This window comes from Curtobacterium sp. RIT-PI-V (assembly GCF_025642935.1).
In the GTDB taxonomy this organism is placed as follows: Bacteria; Actinomycetota; Actinomycetes; order Actinomycetales; family Microbacteriaceae; genus Curtobacterium.
Map to the genome: position 1 here is coordinate 26,472 of NZ_JANZKM010000017.1, position 21,315 is coordinate 47,786.

The 21,315-nt window shown below is 70.0% G+C and carries 23 protein-coding genes; 14 read left to right on the forward strand and 9 right to left on the reverse strand.

Annotation, left to right across the window (positions count from 1 at the left end; all coding sequences use genetic code 11):
- Positions 1-89: 89 nt before the first annotated feature.
- Positions 90-788, reverse strand: a complete 699-nt coding sequence (locus OGL88_RS11650; RefSeq protein WP_205463742.1) for a DUF6882 domain-containing protein — start codon at positions 786-788, stop codon at positions 90-92.
- 9 nt (positions 789-797) lie between these two features.
- Positions 798-1,892 (reverse strand): GNAT family N-acetyltransferase, encoded by a 1,095-nt coding sequence (locus OGL88_RS11655; protein WP_263091491.1) that lies wholly within the window; start codon positions 1,890-1,892, stop codon positions 798-800.
- 89 nt (positions 1,893-1,981) lie between these two features.
- Here OGL88_RS11655 and dcd point away from each other — a divergent pair, with 89 nt between their 5' ends.
- From dcd to OGL88_RS11670, 3 genes are all read left to right on the forward strand, one after another.
- A complete protein-coding gene (gene dcd / locus OGL88_RS11660) occupies positions 1,982-2,569 on the forward strand; it encodes a dCTP deaminase (protein ID WP_263091492.1) in 588 nt (195 codons plus the stop codon).
- A 153-nt stretch (positions 2,570-2,722) separates the two neighbouring features.
- The gene (locus tag OGL88_RS11665; RefSeq protein ID WP_263091493.1) at positions 2,723-3,238 is read left to right on the forward strand and encodes a helix-turn-helix domain-containing protein; all 516 of its coding nucleotides are present in this window, start codon (positions 2,723-2,725) and stop codon (positions 3,236-3,238) included.
- Complete coding sequence (locus OGL88_RS11670; protein WP_205463746.1) at positions 3,235-3,582, forward strand: HepT-like ribonuclease domain-containing protein; 348 nt, start codon at positions 3,235-3,237, stop codon at positions 3,580-3,582. The genes OGL88_RS11665 and OGL88_RS11670 overlap by 4 nt, the downstream gene beginning before the upstream one ends.
- A 161-nt stretch (positions 3,583-3,743) precedes the next feature.
- On the opposite strand, the gene OGL88_RS11675 is transcribed toward OGL88_RS11670, so the two are convergent.
- The 6 genes from OGL88_RS11675 to idi form a co-directional block, all read right to left on the reverse strand.
- A complete protein-coding gene (locus OGL88_RS11675) occupies positions 3,744-4,847 on the reverse strand; it encodes a substrate-binding domain-containing protein (RefSeq protein WP_205463747.1) in 1,104 nt (367 codons plus the stop codon).
- A 62-nt stretch (positions 4,848-4,909) separates the two neighbouring features.
- The gene (mmsB, locus tag OGL88_RS11680; protein WP_205463748.1) at positions 4,910-6,202 is read right to left on the reverse strand and encodes a multiple monosaccharide ABC transporter permease; all 1,293 of its coding nucleotides are present in this window, start codon (positions 6,200-6,202) and stop codon (positions 4,910-4,912) included.
- Entirely contained in the window at positions 6,199-7,722 is a 1,524-nt protein-coding gene (gene mmsA, locus OGL88_RS11685) for a multiple monosaccharide ABC transporter ATP-binding protein (RefSeq protein WP_222661166.1), read from the reverse strand. Before mmsA ends, mmsB begins: the two co-directional genes overlap by 4 nt.
- Before the next feature lie 367 nt (positions 7,723-8,089).
- Complete coding sequence (locus tag OGL88_RS11690; RefSeq protein WP_123293492.1) at positions 8,090-9,109, reverse strand: LacI family DNA-binding transcriptional regulator; 1,020 nt, start codon at positions 9,107-9,109, stop codon at positions 8,090-8,092.
- A 150-nt stretch (positions 9,110-9,259) separates the two neighbouring features.
- A complete protein-coding gene (locus OGL88_RS11695; protein WP_263054960.1) occupies positions 9,260-10,324 on the reverse strand; it encodes a magnesium and cobalt transport protein CorA in 1,065 nt (354 codons plus the stop codon).
- A 348-nt stretch (positions 10,325-10,672) separates the two neighbouring features.
- Entirely contained in the window at positions 10,673-11,215 is a 543-nt protein-coding gene (idi, locus tag OGL88_RS11700) for an isopentenyl-diphosphate Delta-isomerase (RefSeq protein ID WP_111085474.1), read from the reverse strand.
- A 21-nt stretch (positions 11,216-11,236) separates the two neighbouring features.
- Here idi and OGL88_RS11705 point away from each other — a divergent pair, with 21 nt between their 5' ends.
- The 9 genes from OGL88_RS11705 (at position 11,237) to OGL88_RS11745 (ending at position 19,515) form a co-directional block, all read left to right on the forward strand.
- Positions 11,237-12,295 (forward strand): polyprenyl synthetase family protein, encoded by a 1,059-nt coding sequence (locus OGL88_RS11705; protein WP_131844739.1) that lies wholly within the window; start codon positions 11,237-11,239, stop codon positions 12,293-12,295.
- Positions 12,292-13,230, forward strand: a complete 939-nt coding sequence (locus OGL88_RS11710) for a phytoene/squalene synthase family protein (RefSeq protein ID WP_263054961.1) — start codon at positions 12,292-12,294, stop codon at positions 13,228-13,230. Before OGL88_RS11705 ends, OGL88_RS11710 begins: the two co-directional genes overlap by 4 nt.
- Complete coding sequence (gene crtI / locus OGL88_RS11715) at positions 13,227-14,867, forward strand: phytoene desaturase family protein (protein ID WP_263054962.1); 1,641 nt, start codon at positions 13,227-13,229, stop codon at positions 14,865-14,867. The genes OGL88_RS11710 and crtI overlap by 4 nt, the downstream gene beginning before the upstream one ends.
- Positions 14,867-15,199, forward strand: a complete 333-nt coding sequence (locus tag OGL88_RS11720) for a lycopene cyclase domain-containing protein (protein ID WP_263054963.1) — start codon at positions 14,867-14,869, stop codon at positions 15,197-15,199. Before crtI ends, OGL88_RS11720 begins: the two co-directional genes overlap by 1 nt.
- Positions 15,196-15,612 (forward strand): lycopene cyclase domain-containing protein, encoded by a 417-nt coding sequence (locus tag OGL88_RS11725; RefSeq protein ID WP_263054964.1) that lies wholly within the window; start codon positions 15,196-15,198, stop codon positions 15,610-15,612. Before OGL88_RS11720 ends, OGL88_RS11725 begins: the two co-directional genes overlap by 4 nt.
- Positions 15,609-16,535 carry a prenyltransferase gene (locus OGL88_RS11730; RefSeq protein ID WP_214547888.1) on the forward strand — a complete coding sequence of 309 codons (927 nt, stop codon included), beginning with the start codon at positions 15,609-15,611 and terminating at the stop codon, positions 16,533-16,535. The genes OGL88_RS11725 and OGL88_RS11730 overlap by 4 nt, the downstream gene beginning before the upstream one ends.
- Positions 16,536-16,763: 228 nt before the next feature.
- Positions 16,764-17,807 (forward strand): Gfo/Idh/MocA family protein, encoded by a 1,044-nt coding sequence (locus tag OGL88_RS11735; protein WP_205463754.1) that lies wholly within the window; start codon positions 16,764-16,766, stop codon positions 17,805-17,807.
- A 156-nt stretch (positions 17,808-17,963) separates the two neighbouring features.
- Positions 17,964-18,479: a hypothetical protein gene (locus OGL88_RS11740; protein WP_263054965.1), complete on the forward strand. Its 516-nt coding sequence runs from the start codon at positions 17,964-17,966 to the stop codon at positions 18,477-18,479.
- Between the two features lie 4 nt (positions 18,480-18,483).
- Positions 18,484-19,515, forward strand: a complete 1,032-nt coding sequence (locus tag OGL88_RS11745; protein WP_263054966.1) for a YihY/virulence factor BrkB family protein — start codon at positions 18,484-18,486, stop codon at positions 19,513-19,515.
- A gap of 46 nt (positions 19,516-19,561) precedes the next feature.
- Here OGL88_RS11745 and OGL88_RS11750 read toward each other — a convergent pair whose 3' ends face one another.
- Positions 19,562-19,960 (reverse strand): DUF3800 domain-containing protein, encoded by a 399-nt coding sequence (locus tag OGL88_RS11750; protein WP_263054967.1) that lies wholly within the window; start codon positions 19,958-19,960, stop codon positions 19,562-19,564.
- Between the two features lie 150 nt (positions 19,961-20,110).
- Between OGL88_RS11750 and OGL88_RS11755 the strand changes: the two genes are divergently transcribed.
- Together OGL88_RS11755 and OGL88_RS11760 are read left to right on the forward strand one after the other, a co-directional pair.
- Positions 20,111-20,602 carry a DedA family protein gene (locus OGL88_RS11755; RefSeq protein WP_263091494.1) on the forward strand — a complete coding sequence of 164 codons (492 nt, stop codon included), beginning with the start codon at positions 20,111-20,113 and terminating at the stop codon, positions 20,600-20,602.
- 10 nt (positions 20,603-20,612) lie between these two features.
- A complete protein-coding gene (locus OGL88_RS11760) occupies positions 20,613-21,308 on the forward strand; it encodes an SDR family oxidoreductase (RefSeq protein WP_263054969.1) in 696 nt (231 codons plus the stop codon).
- Positions 21,309-21,315: the final 7 nt, after the last annotated feature.

Here is a 21,315-nt window from a genome sequence, read left to right on the forward strand (position 1 = left end):
CGCGTGCGTCCGCGAGACCGCGGACCCTCCATGGTAGGCGGGTCGGTCTGGGCGAGCGGTGTCAGTCCGCAGCGCGCGCTGCGGCCGCCTCAGGCTCGCGCCGACGACCCCTGCAGGTCGCGGATCCGGCCCAGGTCGTCGAAGTCGACCGTGATGGTCCCGTCCGCCAACGTCAGCGTGCGCCCGTCCCAGGGGACACCGCGCAGCGATGCCCAGCTCCCCACGGCGCGGCGGTGGTCGTGCACCTCGGTCGTCTGCAGGCCCTCACCGAAGACCCGGACCATCCGAGGGACCGTCGGTGGTGTGAACAGCAGGCCCTCGAACAGCACCCAGAGGCGGGAGCCCCCGCCCACGTGCCCGCCGAAGCCGAACCACGAACCGGTCGCCAGCCGTGCCGCGATCGACATGTCCCACGCGAACTCGTAGCCGGCGTCTGCGGCGTCGGCCTGCCGGTGCTCGCCGAACGGGACTTCGCCCTGCACGAGTTCCGGGATGCCGAGCCGTTCGCCCAGCGCGCGGGTGGCGTTCGCGGCAGCGAGGACCGACGCGGGGTACTGCGACGGGTTCGCCCAGCCCCAGAGCCAGCTGCGCGGCCCCGGTGCGGCCGATCCCAGCAGCTGGATCCGGAACTCGCCTGGGTGCGGCCCGACGAACTGCAGGGTGCCGGCGGCGAGGTCGACGTTCCAGCGTTCGTGGTCGTCGTACAGGTCGGCGAGCTGCAGCTGCGCTTCCCAGGCCAGGAAGACCCCGTCGCTGACCAGACCGTCCATCCCCCGTGAGCGCGCCATGGGGGAACCCTACGCCGGGCGGTGTTCCCAGATCCCCTCGCTTCCGACGCCGACGAACCCGACGGCCTCGTTCACGTCGAGCATCGGGCGGTTCTCCTCGGCGTTGAAGGTGATGATCGACGGGTGCCCCGGGTGGTCACGCTCGATCGTCTCGATCCCGACGACCTTGAGCAGCCACCCGAGCCGGTGTCCGCGGTGCTCGCGGAGCACCAGGGTGTCGCCCTGCATCACCGGCTGGACCACGGGCCCGGGGACGGCGAGCTGGGTGAAGCCGACCAGTGAGCCGGACGGAACGTCCTCCACAGCCACGGTGCGCATCGTGCGCGGGCCGTCGTCGAGGTGCTGCTCGTGCGTCCGGAGTCGATCGACCGTCCAGGCGTCCTCGGGCTCGGCCATGTCGCCGGACGGGGCATCGGTGCTCATCCGGGTCAGGAGGAGTGCGACGTCCGTCTGCCACAGGCGCGGAGTCGGTCCGGCCCAGGTGTGCACGCGGTACCGGTCGGCCGCCGCCCGCGTCGCCGCCGCGCGGATGCCGGAGAGGGCATCGGGCCCGGCTGGGAGCTCCAGTCGGCTGATCCGGTTCACCTGGCCGAACCGCCAACCCCGGCCCGTCAGGAACCGTACTCCGGGGTCGTCCTCGGGCACGACACCGAACCCGGTCGGTGCACGGAGGTACCCGGGGCCCGCGGCCGGACCGACCTGCCGTGACACGGCGTACGTCTTCCACTGCGTGCGGCCCTGCTGCCTCGCGACCGCTTCGACGTGCTCGGCCAGGAGCGTGCCGATGCCACGGCGCCGGTGCTCGGGCGCCACGCTGACCGCCATCCAGCAGTTCGGGGCGTCCGCGACCGCCTTCGATCCGTACGAGCCGGCCCCCACCGCGGCCCCCTCGTCGTCACGGACCAGGAACAGTCTGCTGGGCGCGTCGGGGTCGATCAGGTACGGCAGTTGTTCCTCGGGCGTCCAGAGCAGCTCCGGCAGTCCGGTGATCGACACCTCGGCGCGGTTCTGCACGTCGACCCACTCGCGGAACGCCCGCACGGTCCCCGGGTCGTCGTCCATCGTGGCGGGGACCACGAGTTCGTGGACGGTGTACGCGGTCATGTCGGTTCCTCCCGGCGGTGCGACGCCGCCCGGCCCCGGACAGCCTCGCAGCATATCGGCGGGGGTCCGCTGCCGCTAGGCTGCACGGCGTGCTGCTCTCCGATCGCGACATCACCGCCCAGCTCGCCGAGGGCCGGATCGGTCTCGACCCCCACGACGCCTCGCTCGTCCAGCCGTCGAGCATCGACGTCCGGCTCGACAAGTTCTTCCGGCTGTTCGACAACCACAAGTACCCGCACATCGACCCGGCGGTCGACCAGCCCGACCTGACCCGGTTGGTCGAGACCGACCCGGACGAGGCGTTCGTGCTGCACCCCGGCGAGTTCGTGCTCGGCTCGACGTTCGAGGTCGTCACGTTGCCCGACGACATCGCCGCGCGGCTCGAGGGCAAGAGCTCCCTCGGGCGCCTCGGCCTGCTGACCCACTCGACCGCGGGGTTCATCGACCCCGGGTTCTCCGGCCACGTGACGCTCGAGCTGTCGAACGTCGCGACGCTGCCGATCAAGCTCTGGCCCGGCATGAAGATCGGGCAGCTGTGCTTCTTCCAGCTGTCCAGTCCCGCCGACAAGCCGTACGGCTCGGCCGAGTACCAGTCGCGGTACCAGGGTCAGCGTGGGCCGACTCCGTCCCGCTCGGCGCAGAACTTCCACCGCGCGGACGTGTCTGCCCGCCCCTGACCGCGGTCCACCCGACTCGGAACGACATCATCGACGTCGTGCGACGTCGATGATGTCGTTCCGGGTCGCCTGCCGTGCCGCGACGACCCCACCGCGATGTCACCGCCGCGTCATCCTGCGGACGAAATGTCGCATTCTGTGTATCGTTGCAGCATGTCCGAAGCTGCACCACGTCCGACGTCCCCGGTGTCGGCGGCCGCGCTCATCCGTGACGCCCGCGATCGAGCCGAACTGACGCAGGTGCAGCTCGCCCGGCGCGCGGGCGTCACGCAGAGCGTCATCAGCACGTACGAGAACGGTCGCCGCGAGCCCTCGCTCGCCGCACTCCAGCGCATGCTCCGGGCCGCGGGCTTCACCACGTCCATCGACCTGCTGCCGGTCGAGGAACCACGGCCGCTGCGCGAACGCGTCGCCGCTGCACGGCACGACCTCGTCGCCATCGTGGAGCGGTTCGGTGGTCGCAACCCACGGCTGTTCGGCAGCGTCGCCCGCGGTGACGACGGCCCGGGCAGCGACGTCGACCTGATGATCGACGTCGACGCCGGGGTCGGCATCTTCGCGCTCATGCGGATACAGGACGCGGCGGAACGACTGCTCGGCGTGCGCGTCGACGTCGTGGACGCCGCCGGCATGAGCCCCGAAGTCGTCCGGCGCGCGGTGCCGCTGTGAGCGAGGAACCGGTGACGCGCCGGCTGGTCGGCGATCGACTCGACGACGTCATCGGCGCGTGCGAGGCCATCGGCCGGTACGTCAGTGACGAGCGGCTGCCCGAGGACCTGGTGCACGACGCCGTCCGGATGCGGTTGGTCGAGATCGGCGAGGCGGTCCGTGTCCTGCCGAGCACCGTCACCGCGAGCGAACCGGACATCCCGTGGTCCCGCGTGTCCGACCTCGGCGACCGCCTGACCCGGCGCTACTTCGACACCACCCGGGCGGTGGTCTTCGGCACCGCCCGCACGGACGTGCCGTCCCTGGCGGAGGCGGCGCGGCGGTTGCGCGCGACCGGACGCTGACCCGCCGCGTCGCGCGGGCACTGGACGTGCGTGCGGGCGGACGGGAGGCACGGATCACGACGTGCCCCGTGCCTCCCGTCCGGACCGTGGCGGCCCCACGACGACGCAGGACGGCCCCGACTCGCCGAAGCGAGACGGGGCCGTCCGTGGTGCCGGGGAGATCAGCCCTTCTTGGCGAGCTCCTCGAGGGTGTCGTTGCCCTTGTAGGCCTCGACGGCGTTGTCCTTGGTGACCAGGACCGGCGTGAGCTCGATCGCGGGGACCGTCTTCTTGCCGTTGTAGTTGTTCGTCTTGTCGATCTTCGTGTCCGGCTTGTCGCCCTTCGACAGGGTGGAGACGAGGTCGACGGCCGCCTGGGCCTCCTTCGACGTGTCCTTGAAGATCGTCGAGTACTGCGTGCCCTTCATGATGAGCGGGATGGACGCGGTCTCCGAGTCCTGGCCCGTCACGACGGGGTTGTCCTTGCCGGCGGCCTTGGTCGCGGTGAGGATCGCACGGGCGAGGGTGTCGTTCGGCGACAGGACACCGTCGAGCTCGGTGTCACCCGTGTAGTACTGCGAGAGCAGGTCGGTCATGCGCGACTGGGCCTTCTGCGCGAGCCAGCCCTGCGTGACGACCTTCTGGAACGTGGTCTGGCCGGAGACGACCTTGATCGTGCCGTCGTCGATCTTCGGCTGCAGGACGTCCATCGCACCGTTGAAGAACACGGTCGCGTTGGCGTCGTCCGGCGAACCGGCGAAGAGCTCGACGTTGTACGGCTTGTCGCCCTTCTTCTCCTCGAGGCCCTTGAGCAGCGCCTCGGCCTGCAGCTGGCCGACCTTGAAGTTGTTGAACGCCACGTAGTAGTCGACGTTCTTCGTGTTCAGGATGTTGCGGTCCCAGGCGATGACGACGGCGCCACGGTCCTTGGCGGACTTGACCTGCGCGGTCAGCTGCGAACCATCGGCGGCACCGATGATGACGGCCTTGGCGCCCTTGGTGATCATGCCCGAGATCTGCGACTGCTGGTCCGGAACGGGGTTGCCGGCGTTGGCGTACTGGATGTCGGCCTTGAAGCCCGCGTCCTCGATGGACTTCTTGAAGGCTGCACCCGCCAGGACCCAGTTCTGCGAGGTCTTGGCCGGCAGGGCGACGCCGATGAGGTCGCCCTTCTTGATGTTGCTGGTGCTGCCGGCGTCGTCGGACGAGCCGCGTGCCGAGCAGCCGCTGAGGGCCAGGCCCGCGATGAGCGCCAGGCTGAGGCCGGCGACGATCTTCTTGCGCATGTGATTGCTTTCTCTTCGTTGAGGAGGTGCGGGGCCGGAGCCCCGTCGTCGGGAGGGGTGGGTCAGGGGAGGGTGATCTTGTCCGGCTGGTCCTCGATGGACCGCGGCTGCTGGGCGGCCACCGTGTTCTGCTCGGTGTCCTTCCGCTGGAACTGCCGCAGCATGCCGCCGATCAGGGACGGACGACCCTGCGACTTCGAGTAGACGTCGAAGGCGACGGCGACGAGGAGGACCAGACCGCGGATGATCTGCACCTGGTTGGACTCGAGGCCCATGAGCTGCAGACCGTTCGACAGCAGCGCCATGACGAGACCACCGATGATCGAGCCCGAGATCGTGCCGACGCCACCGGCGACCGCAGCACCACCGACGAACACGGCGGCGATCGCGTCGAGCTCCCAGCCGGTGCCGTCCGCGGGGCCCGAGGCGCCGGAGTAGGCGACGAACACCATGCCCGCGATCGCCGCGAGGATCGACATGTTCATCATGACGAAGAAGTTGACCCGTCGTGCCGAGACGCCGGACAGGACGGCCGCGTTGGCGTTGCCGCCGACGGCGTAGACCTGGCGACCGAAGATCGTGTTCTTCGTGACGAAGCCGTAGACGATGGTCAGGACACCGAGGATGATCGCGACGATCGGGACCGAGGTGCCGACCGGACCGGCGCCGAACAGGTACGTGGCGACGAGCGTGACGGCGACCAGGATGCCGGTGCGGACGATCGAGACCCACAGCGGCGGGACCTCGGCCTGCATCTTCCGGCGGCGGGCACGGCCTCGGGCCTCGATGATGATGAGCGCCAGGATCGTGACGAGGCCGATGAGGAGCGTGCCGTTGCTGAAGCCGAAGTCGGGGCCGAAGTCACCGAGGAAGCCGGCACCGATCGGGGTGAAGGCGTCCGGGACGGGGACCGACGTCGAGTTGCCGATGATCTGGTTCACACCACGGAAGATGAGCTGACCGGCCAGCGTCACGATGAAGGCCGGGACCTTCACGAACGCGACCCAGAAGCCCTGCCACGCACCGATCAGGGCACCGCACACGAGGCCCAGGATGATGGCGGCCCACACCGGGAAGTCCCACACGGCCATGGACTGCGCCACGACGATGCCGACGACCGCTGCGACCGAACCCACCGACAGGTCGATGTGCCCCGCGATGATGACCATGACCATGCCGAGCGCCAGGATCAGGATGTACGAGTACTGCAGGAACAGGTTGATGACGTTGGTCGGCTCGAGGATGAGCCCGTTCGTCGTGACCGAGAAGAAGACCAACAGCACGATGAGGGCGATGATCATGCCGTACTGGCCGATGCTGTTGCCCTTGCCGAAGAGCAGTTTCAGGTTGTTCATGAGGCGGTGGCGCCCTTCCGCGCGGAGGTCATGCTGCGCATGAGCGATTCGGGATCGGCCTGGTCGGCCGGGAGGTCAGCGGTGATCTGACCCTCGAAGATGGTGTAGATCCGGTCGGAGAGACCGAGGAGTTCGGGGAGCTCGGACGAGATGAGGATGATGCCCTTCCCCTCGGCCGCGAGCTGCTGGATGATGCCGTAGATCTCGAACTTCGCGCCCACGTCGATGCCGCGGGTGGGTTCGTCGAGGATCAGGATGTCCGGGTCGGTGAACATCCACTTGGACAGGACGACCTTCTGCTGGTTGCCACCGGACAGCTTGCCGACGTTGTCCTCGACGCTCGGCACCTTGGTGCGGAGCATCTTGCGGTACTTCTCGGCGACGGAGTACTCCTCGAGCGAGTCGACGACGCCGACCTTCGAGATCTTCTGCAGGTCGGCGGCGACCGTCGAACGCTTCACCGTGTCGAGCAGGTTCAGGCCGAGCGCCTTGCGGTCCTCGGAGACGTAGCCGAGGCCGTTCTCGATCGCCTGCTGGACGTTCGTGACCTTGATCTCGCGGCCGTCCTTGATGATCTGGCCGTCGAGCCAGGTGCCGTACGAGCGACCGAACAGGCTCATCGCGAGTTCGGTGCGTCCGGCGCCCATCAGGCCGGCGAAGCCGACGATCTCACCGCGGCGGACGTGGAAGTTCGAGCCCTTGCAGACCAGACGTGACGAGTCGAGCGGGTGCTGCACGGTCCAGTTGCGGACCTCGAAGAAGGTCTCGCCGATCTTCGGAGTGCGGTCCGGGAACCGGCTCTCGAGCGAGCGGCCGACCATGCCGCGGATGATGCGGTCTTCGTTGACTCCGTCCGCCTTGACGTTGAGCGTCTCGATGGCCTTGCCGTCGCGGATGATCGTGATCTCGTCGGCGATCTGCTCGATCTCGTTGAGCTTGTGGCTGATGATGATGCTCGCGATGCCCTTGGCCTTCAGCCCGACGATCAGGTCGAGCAGGTGCTGCGAGTCGTTCTCGTTGAGCGCGGCGGTCGGCTCGTCGAGGATGAGGAGCTTGACGTCCTTGTGCAGGGCCTTCGCGATCTCGACGAGCTGCTGCTTGCCGACACCGAGGTTCTTGATCTGCGTGTCCGGGTCGTCGGCGAGGCCGACGCGGGCGAGCAGGTCCTGCGCACGGAGCTGCGCGGCGGTCCAGTCGATGCGCCCGAAGCGGCCGGGCTCGTTGCCGAGGAACAGGTTCTCGGTGATCGAGAGCTCCGGGATGAGCGCCAGCTCCTGGTGGATGATGACGATGCCGGCCTGCTCGGACTGCTTGATGTTCGAGAAGCGGACCTCTTCGCCCTCGTAGACGATCTCGCCGCTGTAGGTGCCGTAGGGGTAGACGCCCGAGAGGACCTTCATCAGGGTCGACTTGCCGGCGCCGTTCTCGCCGCAGATCGCGTGGATCTCGCCGGCGCGGACGCTGAGGGAGACGTCGGAGAGCGCCTTCACACCAGGGAACTCCTTGGTGATCGAGCGCATCTCGAGGATGGTCTCGGGTGCGGTGATCGACCGGGTCTCGAGGCCGGTGTCGATCGGGGTTGACGCCACAGTGCATCTCCTTCTGCCGCTGCGATGCGGCAGTTGTTCGGGTGGTTCTGCTGCGGCAGCGAATGGGCGCAGGTGGCCTGCGTGGACTTCGTTGTCGCGTCCGGTGCCCCGCTGGTGTGACGCTCATGTGAACGGTCACATCGGCTGGACGGAGGTAATTTACGCACAGCCCCGGTGTGGCTGTCAATTCGGATTGGTCGCGTTTTCGTAACGGCCTGCGTGATCCCGCACGAACGTCCCCCGGACGGGAGGCACGGTGCCGGTCCGCCCTGCGTCCTGCGGATCGACCGTGGGCGCGTCAACGACCGCGCGGGGCTCCCGTGGACGCGCGCACGACGAGCTGCGGGACGATGTCGATCGGGCGGAGCAGCTCGTCGTCGCCGGGCAGGAGCAGGTCGACGCAGCGTCGCCCGAGTTCGGCGAAGTCGACCTGCACCGTGGTGAGCGGTGGCCAGAAGTGCTTCGCCTCGGGGATGTCGTCGTAGCCGACCACCGACAGGTCGCCCGGCACGTCGAGCCCGTACGAGCGGGCCGCGTGCATGACGCCCAGGGCCATCTGGTCGTTGGAGCAGAACACCGCGGTGCAGTCCCGCCACCGCAGGAGTTCGCGGCCGGCGTGGTAGCCGAAGTCCGCCGTCCAGTCGCCCAGGATCGGGGGGACGACGGACATGTCGCGGTCCGACATGGCACGGAGGAAGCCCTGCATGCGCGCGTCCGCCTCGATCCAGTCCTGCGGGCCGGCGATGTGCCGGATGTACTCGTGGCCCAGGTCGAGCAGGTGCTCGGTCGCGAGCCTCGCGCCCTCCATCTGGTCGACCCACAGGGCCGTCGGGTCCTCGCCGACACTCGCTCGCATCGTGACGTACGGCGTGCGGATGCCGAGTTCCTCGATCAGGTCGAACACCCGTTGCTGTGGTGCGATGACGACGATGCCCTCGACGTCCAGGTCGAGCAGGTGCCCGAGCCCCTCGCGCACGGCGGTGTCGGTCGCCTCGGCGATGTTCGCCGTCGTCACCGAGTACCCGCGCAGCATCGCTGCGTCCTCGATCGCCTGCAGGGCGACCGCCGGGCCGTAGTGGGCGCGCCGGGCAGTCAGGACGCCGATGGTGTGGGTCCGGCTCGTGACGAGGGCCCGCGCCGCACGGTTCGGCCGGTACTGCAGCTGCTCCATCGCCGCCAGCACCTTGTCGCGCGTGGCGTCGCGGATGGCGTCGGAGTTGTTCAGCACCCGCGAGACGGTCTGGTGGGAGACGCCCGCGATCCGTGCGACGTCACGGATGCTGGGCGAACGCGGTTGCTGTGCCCGCGATGACGCCATTGCTGCTCGTTTCCGCCCGGGGCCGTGGCACGTCGATGTGCACGTTCACATTCCGGGCCAGATCATTATGCACGTCCGGCGGATCGACGCCACCTGAACGTCCTCGAGGCTGCGGCCCGGGGGCTTGCCGGGCCGCAGCATCGCAGCGGCTCAGAGCCAGTTGCGCTTGCGGAAGACCGCCCACAGCACACCCATCAGCGCGAGCATGCCGAGGATCGCGACCGGGTAGCCGTACCGCCAGTGCAGCTCGGGCATGTGGTCGAAGTTCATGCCGTAGACGCCGGCGATCAGACCGGGAGCGAACAGGATCGCCGCCCACGACGAGATCTTCTTGACCTCTTCGCCCTGTCGGTGTGCAGCGCGGGCGAGCTGCCGGCTCTCCTCGCCCTGCGCCAGGCTCGCGCTGGTCATCCGCCGCATCGCCTCGTTCTGCTCCTGCGACACCAGGGTCGCGTGCAGCGTCAGGGCGTTCTCGAGCAGGGACCGGAACGAGTCGACCCGCTCCGTCACGCGCAGGGCGTGGTCGAGCACGTTGCGCAGCCGGTGCTGCACCTCGTCGTCGACGCCGTACTTGTCGGCCCCGCGGAGCAGGCCCTTCACCATCGCGGGCACCGGCTTCGTGGCGCGCTGGAAGGACAGCACCTCGCTGAGCAGCTGGTAGATGCGCTTCGAGACGCCGGGGTCGACCTGCCCGGCGAAGAGCTGGTCCTCGATGGCGTCGATGCCGTCCTGCAGCACCTCGACCACCGGGGCGTAGCCGTCCACGACCTCGTCGAGCACTGCGGCGGTCACGGCCTCGGAGCCCAGCGCCAGGAACTCGGGGTCGGCCTCGACCTGGGCGCGGAGCGCCGCGAGGTCGGGGCGTTCGGCGTGCCGGACGCTCACCACGAACCGGTCGCCGACGAACAGGTGCACCTCGCCGAACTCGACCGTGCCCGCGCCGCGGTCGAACCACGCCGGACGGAGCACCAGGAAGAGCGTGTCGCCGTACCGTTCGAGCTTCGCGCGCTGGTGCCCCTTGCGGGCGTCCTCCACCGCGTTCTCGTGCAGGTCGAACTCGGTCGCGACGGCGTCGAGCTCGTGCGGGTCCGGACGGAGCAGCCCGATCCACGCCAGGTCGCACCGTGCGACCTCGTGGCGTGCGCCGAGCGACAGGGTCGACGGAGAGTCGATGCGACGTCCTTCGACGTAGATCGCGTTGTCGATCATTGCCATGCGCGTGCTCCTCGTGGTCGGGAGCAGGCAGGCGCGATGCCGCGGGCGGACCGCGGCGGGCGGAGGAGATCTAGGACACGGGCGCGGCGGCGAGGGGGAGGGGCTGCCGGCCCGCGCGAGGATGGTCACCCGACATCGCGCCTCACCTGCCCTTCTCCTGGTCGTGCGGCCGCGGTGCGCAGCCTCGTGGCCACAACCGTGGCCGACGTCCGACCATACTCCGGACGCACGAGGGAGCCAAGCGCTCGGCCGCGCTCGACCGAGACTCGGCCTGGGCGACGGTTCTCGTGCTCGCGGGCACGAGGAGTGTCGCTGAGCCCGAGTCTCGGCCCAGGCGGCCGCGCCGGATCAGCGCGTGATGTGCAGCCCCGCGGCCTCGAGCTCGGTCAGCTGCCAGCCCAGCCAGGGGCTCCAGCCGAACGGCGCACCGGCGACGGCGGCCCGGAGCGAGTCCTCGGAGACCCAGGCGTACTCGGCGACCTCGTCGTCCGCGGGGGCGGGCAGGTCGTCGGTGACAGCCCGGAACACCGGGCAGACCTCGTTCTCGACGATGCCCGAGGCGTCGACCGCGCGGTACCGGAAGTCCGGCAGCACGAGCTCGACGTCGCGCACGGTGATGCCGAGCTCGCGTGATGCCCGGCGGGCGATGGCGTCCTCGAACGACTCGTCGGGGCCGGGGTGCCCGCAGAACGTGTTCGTCCAGACACCGGGCCACGTCTTCTTCGACAGGGCGCGACGGGTCACCAGGACGTCCCCGTCGGTGTTGCGGACGTGGCACGAGAAGGCCAGGTGGAGGGGCGTGTGGTCTGTGTGCACCGTGAACTTGTCCGCTGTGCCGATCGGGGTACGGTCGTCGGCCAGCAGGACCACGGTTTCCGGGAAAGCGCTCATCTGCACCGATAGGTTAGGCCAATGAGCGAGGAAGCGGCCACCGTGGCGCACATCGACCTCGCGCTCGTCGACGACTGTCTCGAGCGCTTCTTCGTCGTGTCCTCGGCTCGTGCCGCGCGCTACGGCCGTCCGTCCGAGGAGCTCTGGCGGGTGCTCCGCAAGGCGAGCATGGGCGGCAAGCGCTTCCGGCCGCGCATGGTGCTCACCGCGTACCTCGGCCTCGGCGGTGACGACGTGCACGCTGCTGCGCACGTCGCAGCTGCCTACGAACTCCTGCACACCGCGCTGGTGGTGCACGACGACGTGATCGACCGCGACTGGGCGCGCCGCGGCCAGCCGAACGTCGCGGGCTCCTACCGCGACGCCGGCACCACCGGTGGGCTGCCGCTGCCGACCGCCGAGCACCGCGGGATGAGCGCCGCCGTGATCGCGGGCGACCTCGCGCTCTCCGGCGCACCGCGGTTCATCGAGTCCTCTGGTGTGACGGGCGAGCGTCGTGGGCGTCTGCTCGAACTGCTCGACGAAGCCGTGTTCGCCAGCGCCGCCGGTGAGATGACCGACGTCGACCTGGCCCTGGGCGTGATGCCGACGGTGGACGAGGTCCTGGCGATGGAGCGGGCGAAGACGAGCGTGTACTCGTTCGAGGCGCCGCTGCAGTCCGGAGCCGTGCTCGCCGGCGCGCCCGAGACCGTCGTCACCGCGCTCGGCGCCTTCGGCCGCGAGATCGGCATCGCCTACCAGATCGTCGACGACCTGCTCGGGGTGTTCGGTGACGAGACGACCACCGGCAAGAGCGTGCTGGGGGACCTGCGCGAGGGCAAGCGGACCATGCTCATCGCGTACGCGGCCACGACCGACTGCTGGCCGGACATCGCTCCCTACCTCGGCGACCCGGACCTGACCGAGGAACGCGCGGCCGAACTCCGTGCGACCCTGGTCACCTGCGGTGCCCGTGCCGCAGCCGAGTCCCGGATCGCCGACCACGTCGCACTCGCCCGTGCCGAGCTCTCCGGACTGCCGTACGACCTCGCCGACCGCCTGGAGGGCCTCGTGACCGAACTCGTGGAGCGCGCCCGGTGACGACCGACACCACCCGGACCGGCAGCGCGCCGTCCGGTCGGCTCCCCCTGTACGACGCCACGGCCGAGGCAGCGTCGAGTGTCGTCATCGACCGCTACTCGACGTCGTTCGGCCTGGCGAGCCGGTTGCTCGCCAAGGACACTCGCGAGCACATCCGCAACGTCTACGCGCTGGTGCGCGTCGCCGACGAGGTCGTCGACGGCCCCGCGACCGAGGCGGGGCTCGACCCCGACCTGGCACGGACGGTCCTCGACGAGCTCGAGGCCGACACCGAGCGCGCGATCGCCCTCGGCTTCTCGGTGAACCCGGTCGTGCACGCGTTCGCCCGGAGTGCACGGGTCACGGGCTTCGGCGCGGAGCTCACCAAGCCGTTCTTCGCGTCGATGCGGATGGACCTCGAGCGCACCGAGCACGACGACGCCTCGTTCGACGCGTACGTGTACGGCTCGGCCGAGGTCGTGGGGCTGATGTGCCTGCGAGCGTTCGTGTACCGTGCCGGCCGTCCGACCTTCGACCAGGCGGAGCTCATCGCGGGAGCCCGTGCGCTCGGCGCAGCGTTCCAGAAGGTCAACTTCCTGCGCGACCTGCACGCCGACTTCGAGGTGCTCGGCCGCTCGTACTTCCCGGGGGTCGACATCCGCTCGTTCGACGAGGCCACGAAGGAACGCCTGGTCGCCGACGTGCAAGCCGACCTCGACCACGCAGCCCGGACCATCCGGCTGCTGCCGGCCGACGCCCGGAACGCCGTCGGGCTCGCGCACGCCCTGTTCCAGGAACTCAACGACCGCATCGCCCGCACGCCGGCGACGCGCCTGGTGACGACGCGCGTGCGCGTCCCGAACCCGGTGAAGGCACGCCTGGCCGCACAGGTGCTCGCCGGACGCACCCCCGTGCGGTCGAAGGTGGCCACCCGTCAGCCAGGAGGCACGTCATGACCCCGCCCCGCGCCTCCCGTCCGCAGAACGTCGCCGCCACCACCCGGCGCAAGGTGCCCGCTCGACGCGCCGTCGTGATCGGCGGCGGCATCAGCGGACTGGCGTCCGCGGCGCTGCTCGCGCGGGACGGCTTCGCCGTGACCGTGCTCGAGCAGCGGTCGCAGCTCGGCGGCCGTGCCGGTTCGTGGGAGCGCGACGGCTTCCGGTTCGACACCGGGCCGTCGTGGTACCTCATGCCCGAGGTGTTCGACCACTTCTTCCAGCTGCTCGGTACCTCGGCCGACGCCGAACTCGACCTGGTCAAGCTCGACCCCGGGTACCGCGTCTACAGCGAGGGCAACGACGAGCCGATCGACCTGCGCGCCGACGCCGAGGCGAACATCGCGCTGTTCGAGTCCGTCGAGCCCGGAGCCGGCAAGCGGATCCGGAAGTACCTCGCCTCGGCCGAGGACACCTACGCGATGGCGATCCGCCGGTTCCTGTACACGACGTTCCAGGACCTCACGAAGCTCGCCGCCCCCGACGTGCTCCGTCGCCTGCCGAAGCTCGCCCGGCTCCTGCTGCAGCCGCTGTCGTCCCGCGCTGCCTCGGCGGTCAAGGACCGGCGGCTCTGGCAGATCCTGGGCTACCCGGCCGTCTTCCTGGGCACGAGCCCGTACGCCGCCCCGAGCATGTACCACCTGATGAGCCACCTCGACCTCGCCGACGGGGTGCTCTACCCGAAGGGCGGCATCACCGAGGTGATCGCCGCGGTCGAACGCGTGGCCCGTGCCGAGGGTGCGAAGATCATCGCCGGCGCGAAGGTCGAACGGATCGTCGTCGAGGACGGCGTCGCCACCGGGGTCGTGCACCGCGACCGCGACGGCGTGCAGCACACCGCCCCGGCCGACCTGGTCGTGAGCGCCGCCGACCTGCAGCACACCGAGATGCAGCTGCTCGACCGCGAGCACCGCACCCACGGCGCCGAGCACTGGAAGACCCGCGACCCCGGACCGAGCGCCGTGCTCGTCTACCTCGGCATCGACGGACCGACCCCCGGGCTGCTCCACCACACCCTCGTCTTCACCGAGGACTGGAAGGCGAACTTCGGCGCGATCTTCGGCAAGGACCGGCACGTCCCCGACCCCGCGTCGATCTACGTCTGCGCGCCATCGGAGACCGACCCGTCCGTCGCGCCACGCGGCTCGAGCAACCTCTTCATCCTGGTGCCCCTGCCCGCCGACCTGTCCATCGGCAAGGGCGGGATCGACGGTGCCGGTGACTACGAGGTCGAGCAGATCGCCGACCGCGCCATCGACGTCGTCGCCGAGCGTTCGGGCGTCCCCGACCTGCGGGACCGCATCCGGGTGCGCCGGACGATCGGCCCGCGCGACTTCGCCGACGACCTCAACGCGTGGAACGGGTCGATGCTCGGCCCCGCGCACACGCTCAAGCAGAGTGCGTTCTTCCGCGAGAAGAACGCGTCGGCCAAGGTCGAGGGCCTGTACTACGCCGGGGCGTCCACGATCCCGGGCATCGGTCTGCCGATGTGCCTGATCAGCGCCGAGGTCCTGCTCAAGCGGATCCACGGCGACACGAGCACCGAGCCGCTGCCGACGCCGCTCGGCACCCCGCGGAACCAGGCCGGCACCGCCTGATGCCGGGGCTGTACCTCGCCGGCCTGGTCGTGTCGCTGATCGGCATGACCGTGCTCGACGCCCGCTTCCGGCTGTTCTTCTGGCGAGCACCGTGGCGTGCGGCTGCGGTGATGGTCGTCGGTGTCGTCTTCTTCATGGTGTGGGACGTCGCCGGGGTCGCGTACGGCATCTTCTTCATCGGCCCGCAGCACCTGCTGACCGGCGTGCTGCTCGCCCCCGAGGTCCCGCTCGAGGAGCTCTTCTTCCTGCTGCTGCTCTGCTACTCGACGATGGACCTGGTCGGCTTCGTCCGGCCCGTCGTGCAGCGATCGCTCGGACGGAGGCGTCCGTGACCGGCTCCGGCGCCTACGCCCTCCTGGCCCTGCCGTTCTTCGCCGTCGTGGTGGTGGTGGCGGTCGTCGCCGGCATCGTGGCCGCGCGCCGTGCACGAGCGGCGGGACGCGCACCCGGGCCCGGCCGCCGGGTCGCGCTCGTCACGTCGCTCGTCGCCGGGATCGCGCTGCTCGTGATGACGATCGTGTTCGACAACGTCATCGTGACCCTGCGCATCGTCGCCTACGACCCCTCGCTCATCAGCGGGGCGAAGATCGGGGCGATCCCGGTCGAGGACCTCGCGTACGCGATGGCGGCGATCGTGCTGCTGCCGAGCCTGTGGGTCCTGTTCGACCGGGCGGGCCCGCGCGATCCGGCCACCCCGCGCCCCGCGCCCGACCCGACCACCGCACCACCGGAGGACAACCCGTGAACGCCAGCACCGCCTCCAGGCCGTCGACCCTGCGAGCACTGTTCGTCTCGTCGCGACCGATCAGCTGGGTGAACACCGCCTACCCGTTCGGTGCCGCGTACCTGCTCGGCAGCGGGGTCGGCGTCGAGGGGGGCGGGGGGTTCTCGCTCGTCGCGTTCCTGGTCGGCGTCGTGTACTTCCTGGTGCCCTACAACCTGGCGATGTACGGCATCAACGACGTCTTCGACTACGAGTCCGACCTGCGCAACCCGCGCAAGGGCGGCGTCGAGGGGGCGCTGCTCGACAAGAGCGTCCACCGCACGACGCTCTGGGCCGTCGTCGTCACGAACGTGCCGTTCCTGGTCGCGCTCGTCGTGCTCGGGGCGGTGAGCGGGAACGGGCCGTGGTCGTGGCTCGTCCTCGCGATCAGCGTGTTCGCCGTCATCGCGTACTCGGCGCCGGGCCTGCGGTTCAAGGAGAAGCCGTTCCTCGACTCGCTGACCTCGTCGACGCACTTCGTCTCGCCCGCGATCTACGGCCTGGCGCTCGCCGGACCGCACTGGACGGGCCAGCTCGTCGCCGTCTGCGTCGCGTTCTTCCTGTGGGGCGTGGCCTCGCACGCGTTCGGTGCGGTGCAGGACGTCCTGGCCGACCGGGCCGGCGGCATCGGGTCCGTCGCCACCGTCATCGGTGCGCGGGCGACCGTGCGACTCGCGTTCGTCGCGTACCTGGTCGCCGGTGTCGCGCTGCTGTTCTCGGCCTTCCCGGGGCCGATCGCCGCCGTCGTCGTGATCCCGTACGCGCTCAACGTGCTGCCGTGGTGGAACATCACGGACCAGGGGGCCGAGGCCGCGAACGCCGGGTGGAAGCGGTTCCTCTGGATCAACTACCTGGCGGGGTTCATCGTGACGATGGCGCTCATCGCCTACGCCTTCACACACTGAGCGCCCGTCCCGTCGAGGTACCGTCCCGTCCCGTCGAGGTTCCGAAATCCCGGCATCTCGACGTCGCTGGGCGCGCTCCGTGGAACCTCGGCGCCGCGCACACGGCATGTCGTGGAACCTCGACGGCCGCCGAATGCAGCACCGACGGCGCCCGCCGCGCGCAGCACTGACAGACTGGACGGACGCGTCACGGGAGTCGTGACGCGGCAGCCACGAAGGAGTGCACGCATGACGGTCCGGATCATCCACGTCGGTCTCGGAGGGTGGGGCGGCAACTGGGCCCGCACCGCCATCCCAGAGGTCTCCGAAGTGGAGGTGGTCGGGATCGTCGACCCGGTGCCGGCGACGCTGACCGCCGTGCAGCAGGACCTCGGGCTGCCGGCGTCCGCCGCGTTCGCGTCCCTCACCGAGGCGCTCGCCGGGGTCGAGGCCGACGCCGTCGTCATCACCGCCCCCGCCGTCACCCACGTGCCGCTCGCGCTCGAGGCCCTCGATGCCGGCAAGCACGTCCTGGTCGAGAAGCCGTTCGCCAACACCACCGACGAAGCCGTCACCGCCGTGCGCCGTGCCGAGGAGCTCGGCCTCGTGCTGCAGGTCAGCCAGAACTACCGCTGGTACCCGGCTCCCCGCGCAGTCCAGGAGATGCTCGAGGCGGACGTGGTCGGCGAGATCTCCGCGATCAACATCGACTTCCGCCAGTGGGACAACGACCTGGCGTTCGAGGAGCACCCGCACTACAAGTTCCCGCACGCCATGATCAACGACATGGCGATCCACCACTTCGACCTGCTGCGGATGGTCACCGGACAGGAGGCCGTCCGGGTCTTCGCCAAGGCGACCTACCCGTCGTACAGCAAGTACCAGGACGAAGCCATCGCCTCGATGCTCATCGAGCTCGACGGTGGGCTGGTCGTCAGCTACCGCGGCAGCTGGCTGAGCCGCGGCCCCCGCACGGCGTGGGCCGGCGAGTGGAGCATCCAGGGCGAGGACGGCGAACTCTGGTTCACCAGCCGCGACGGTGCCCCGAACGCGGTCGACGGCGACGTGGTCACCCTCCGCCGCACCCAGGACGACGAGGCCGAGCCCGTCGAGCTGCCCGTGCTCGAGCACACCGACCGCCAGGGCGGGCTGCAGGCATTCGCCCGGTCGATCGAGGGCGGCCCGGCACCGGCGACGAGCGGCCGCGACAACCTGCGCAGCCTCGCACTCATGGAGGCAGCTGGTCGTTCGGCTGCCAGCGGCCAACCCGAGGACGTCGTCGTCCCGTCCTGAACGCGTGACCGACGGACGGGAGGCCCGTGGCGGGCCCGCCACGGGCCTCCCGTCCGCCCTGGGGTCGTGTCCACTGCCGCGGGAGCAAGACCGACCGGGTGGCCGCACCGCGGCCATCTGGGCGCGCCCCCGGCCCGACCGTGTAGAAACTGGGGAATGGCCAAGGACAGTCTCCCCGAGCTCGAACTCGCGAACGTCCGCACGCGTGAGCGCATGACCGACACCGTCACCGAGCTCAAGCGCCGTGCGAACCTCCCGGCGCGGGCACGGCTCGCAGCCGCGAAGACCCGCCAGCGCTGGCACCGTGACCCGACGCCCCTCGTGGCCATGGGCATCACCGGTCTCACCGGGATCGCGGCGATCATCACCGGCATCGCGATCCGCAACCGCCCCGCCGGACACCTGGCGACGCCACCGGCGAGTTCGGCGTTCACCGCGCTGCTGCCCTTGGGCGCGCGCGGCGCCGGCCCCTCGGCGAAGGAGCAGGCACAGTCCGGCCGCAAGGGGCGCAAGGCGCGGGCGAAGGCCGCCGAGCAGGCGCTGGACCGTGACCCGGCGCACAAGGCCCGCGTGAAGCAGCAGACCGGCATCGCCGCGGTCCAGCGACGGGCGAACAAGAACCGCAAGGCCGCCGTGAAGCGGTCGAAGCAGGCCCTGAAGGCGCGGGGGTAGTCCGATGGCGCAGGAACAGCAGAAGCCGGATCCGGACGACTCCCGGAAGCCGGACAACCCCACTGACCTCACGAAGCCGACGCTCGTCTACACGCTGAAGAAGACGTTGCGCGAGTTCTCGAGCGACCAGTGCACCGACCTCGCAGCGGGCCTGACGTACTACACGGTCCTCGCGCTCTTCCCCGGACTGCTCGCGATCGTCTCGATCCTCGGTCTCGTGTCGAACCCGTCGGACACCATCACGTCGCTGCTGGACGTCGTCCGCAACGTCGGCGGCGGCCAGGTCGCGGACCTGCTCCAGGACCCGATCGAGGGACTCGTCCGCTCGCCCGCCGCCCCGGTCACGTTCATCGTCGGTCTTGTCGGTGCCCTCTGGTCGGCCTCCGGCTACGTCGGCGCCTTCGGCCGGGCGATGAACCGGATCTACAACGTCCGCGAGGGGCGTCCGATCTGGAAGCTCCGCCCGACGATGCTCGGCGTGACGCTCGCGACCGTCATCCTGCTCGTCCTCGGACTGCTGACGCTCGTCTCCGGTCCGCTCGCCCGCAGCTTCGGTGACGTCATCGGCCTCGGGGACGTCGCTGCGACGGTGCTCCTCATCGTGCAGTGGCCGATCCTGCTGATCATCGCGATCGTCGTGGTCGCGGTGCTCTACTACTGGTCGCCGAACGTCAAGCAGCCGAAGTTCACCTGGGTCAGCGGCGGGTCGATCCTGGCGCTCCTCATCTGGATCATCGCGAGCGTCGGCTTCGGCTTCTACGTCGGGAACTTCTCGAACTACAACGCCACGTACGGCTCGCTCGGTGGGGTCATCGTCTTCCTGCTGTGGATCTGGATCACGAACAACGCGCTGCTCTTCGGCGCCGAGTTCGACGCCGAGCTCGAGCGCGGCCGGCAGCTGCAGGCGGGCATCCGGGCGGAGGAGGACATCCAGCTCCCCGAGCGCGACACCCGCCAGATCGAGAAGCAGGACGAGAAGCGCGCGCAGGACGTCCTCGAGGGGATCAGGATCCGGCAGGGCGCCGACGGCGACTGACCGAATCCGGTAAACTGCTACAGCGGACCCGCCCCACTCTCGTGGATCAGGCGGGTCTAGCTGTTTCTTCGGGTACTTGCGACGGTGCACCGTTTCGGTCCAGGGGCCGCAGGCGCTGGTCGTACCAATCCCATCCGAACGCGTTGCGTGGGTGCCGATTGAGGTGGATGTTCACCGTGTACGCCACGAGGTCGGCGATCTGCGCCCACTGCGACCGACGGCTGTCATGTGCCACCGGGTCCTCGAGCACTCGGCGCGTCGCCAGCGGAAGGGCACGATGCGCCGATCGGTAGTTCTCGTCGTCACCGTCCATCGTGATGATCCCGAAGGCGTCCTCGGCGGCCAGCTCGCGATCGATCATCGCCACGAGATCGGCGTACGTCTCGTACTTCGCGGCACCCCACGCCTTCCCGCCCTCCGGCACCCACCGGAAGACCGACCCCACGCGTACACGATCAGCCCGCCGTGCTCGGCGCTCCCCGAGTCATCGACGTAGAAGAGGCGCATGCGCTCGGCGGAGGCTGAGTGACGTTCCATGTACCAGATACTGACGTACTCCAGGCGTCCGTGGGGCTCGGCGCGCTACGGTGCGATCGTGCCCGACTTCCTCGAGGAACTGCCGTTTCGGTGGCTCGTCCTCGCGCTCTTCGTGATCGTGTTCTGCCGCGCGCAGGCCACGTACTGGGTCGCGCGACTCGCGGTGACGGGTGCGTCCCGCTCCCGCTGGGGCGGCTGGCTGCACTCGCCTGCGATCCGCCGCGGTTCCGCCCTCCTCGAACGCTGGGGCCTGCCGGTGGTGACGGTGAGCTTCGTGGTGGTCGGGCTGCAGACGGTGATGAACGCGGCCGCGGGGCTCGCCCGCGTGGCGTGGTGGCGGTACACGATCGCGATGGTGCCGGGGTGCGTCGCGTGGGCCTTCCTCTACGCGACCGTCGGGCTCGCGGTGTTCTGGGCGGTCGTCGCCGCGCTGGCGGGCTCGCCGTGGGGCATCGCAGCGGTGGCCGTCCTGGTGGTCGCCGCAGCCGTCGGAGTGACGGTTCTCCACAGATCCCGGAACCGGACGGGAGGCCCGGCCCGGCTTCCGTAGGCTGGCCCACGTGACGACAGAACAGCTCCAGAACCGTCCGGTCGCCCTGGTGACCGGTGCCACCCGCGGCATCGGCCGCGCGATCGCGACCGACCTCGGGCGCACCCACCACGTGTTCGTCGGCGGACGGAACGCCGACGCGGTGCACGCCCTCGTCGCCGAGCTGCCGAGTGCTGCGCCGTTCGTCGGCGACCTCGGCGCGGGGGACCTGCCGGCGCTGCCGAACAGGCTCGACGTGCTCGTGCACTCCGCCGGCGTCGAGCAGGGCACGACCATCGCCGACACCCCGCGTGCCGTGTGGGAGCAGGTCTTCGCCACGAACGTGTTCGCGGTCACCGAGCTCACCCGGGTGGCGCTCCCGGCGCTCCGGGCGGCACGGGGCATCGTCGTGCCGATCAACAGCGGGTCGGGGTTCCACTCCGGCCCCGGCGGTGGCGTGTACGCGGCGTCGAAGTTCGCACTGCGGGCCTTCGCCGATGCCCTGCGAGAAGAAGAACGGGTCAACGGCGTCCGGGTCTCGAGCGTGCACCCGGGCCGGACGGACTCGGACATGCAGCGGGCACTGACCGAGAAGCTCGGCGAGGACTACGACACCGCGTACTACCTGGCGCCGGAGGACGTGGCCGCGGCGGTCCGGACGGTCGTCGACCTGCCGGAGCGCGGCACCGTCGAGTCGCTCGCGATCCGACCGACCCGACGGCGCTGACAGTACT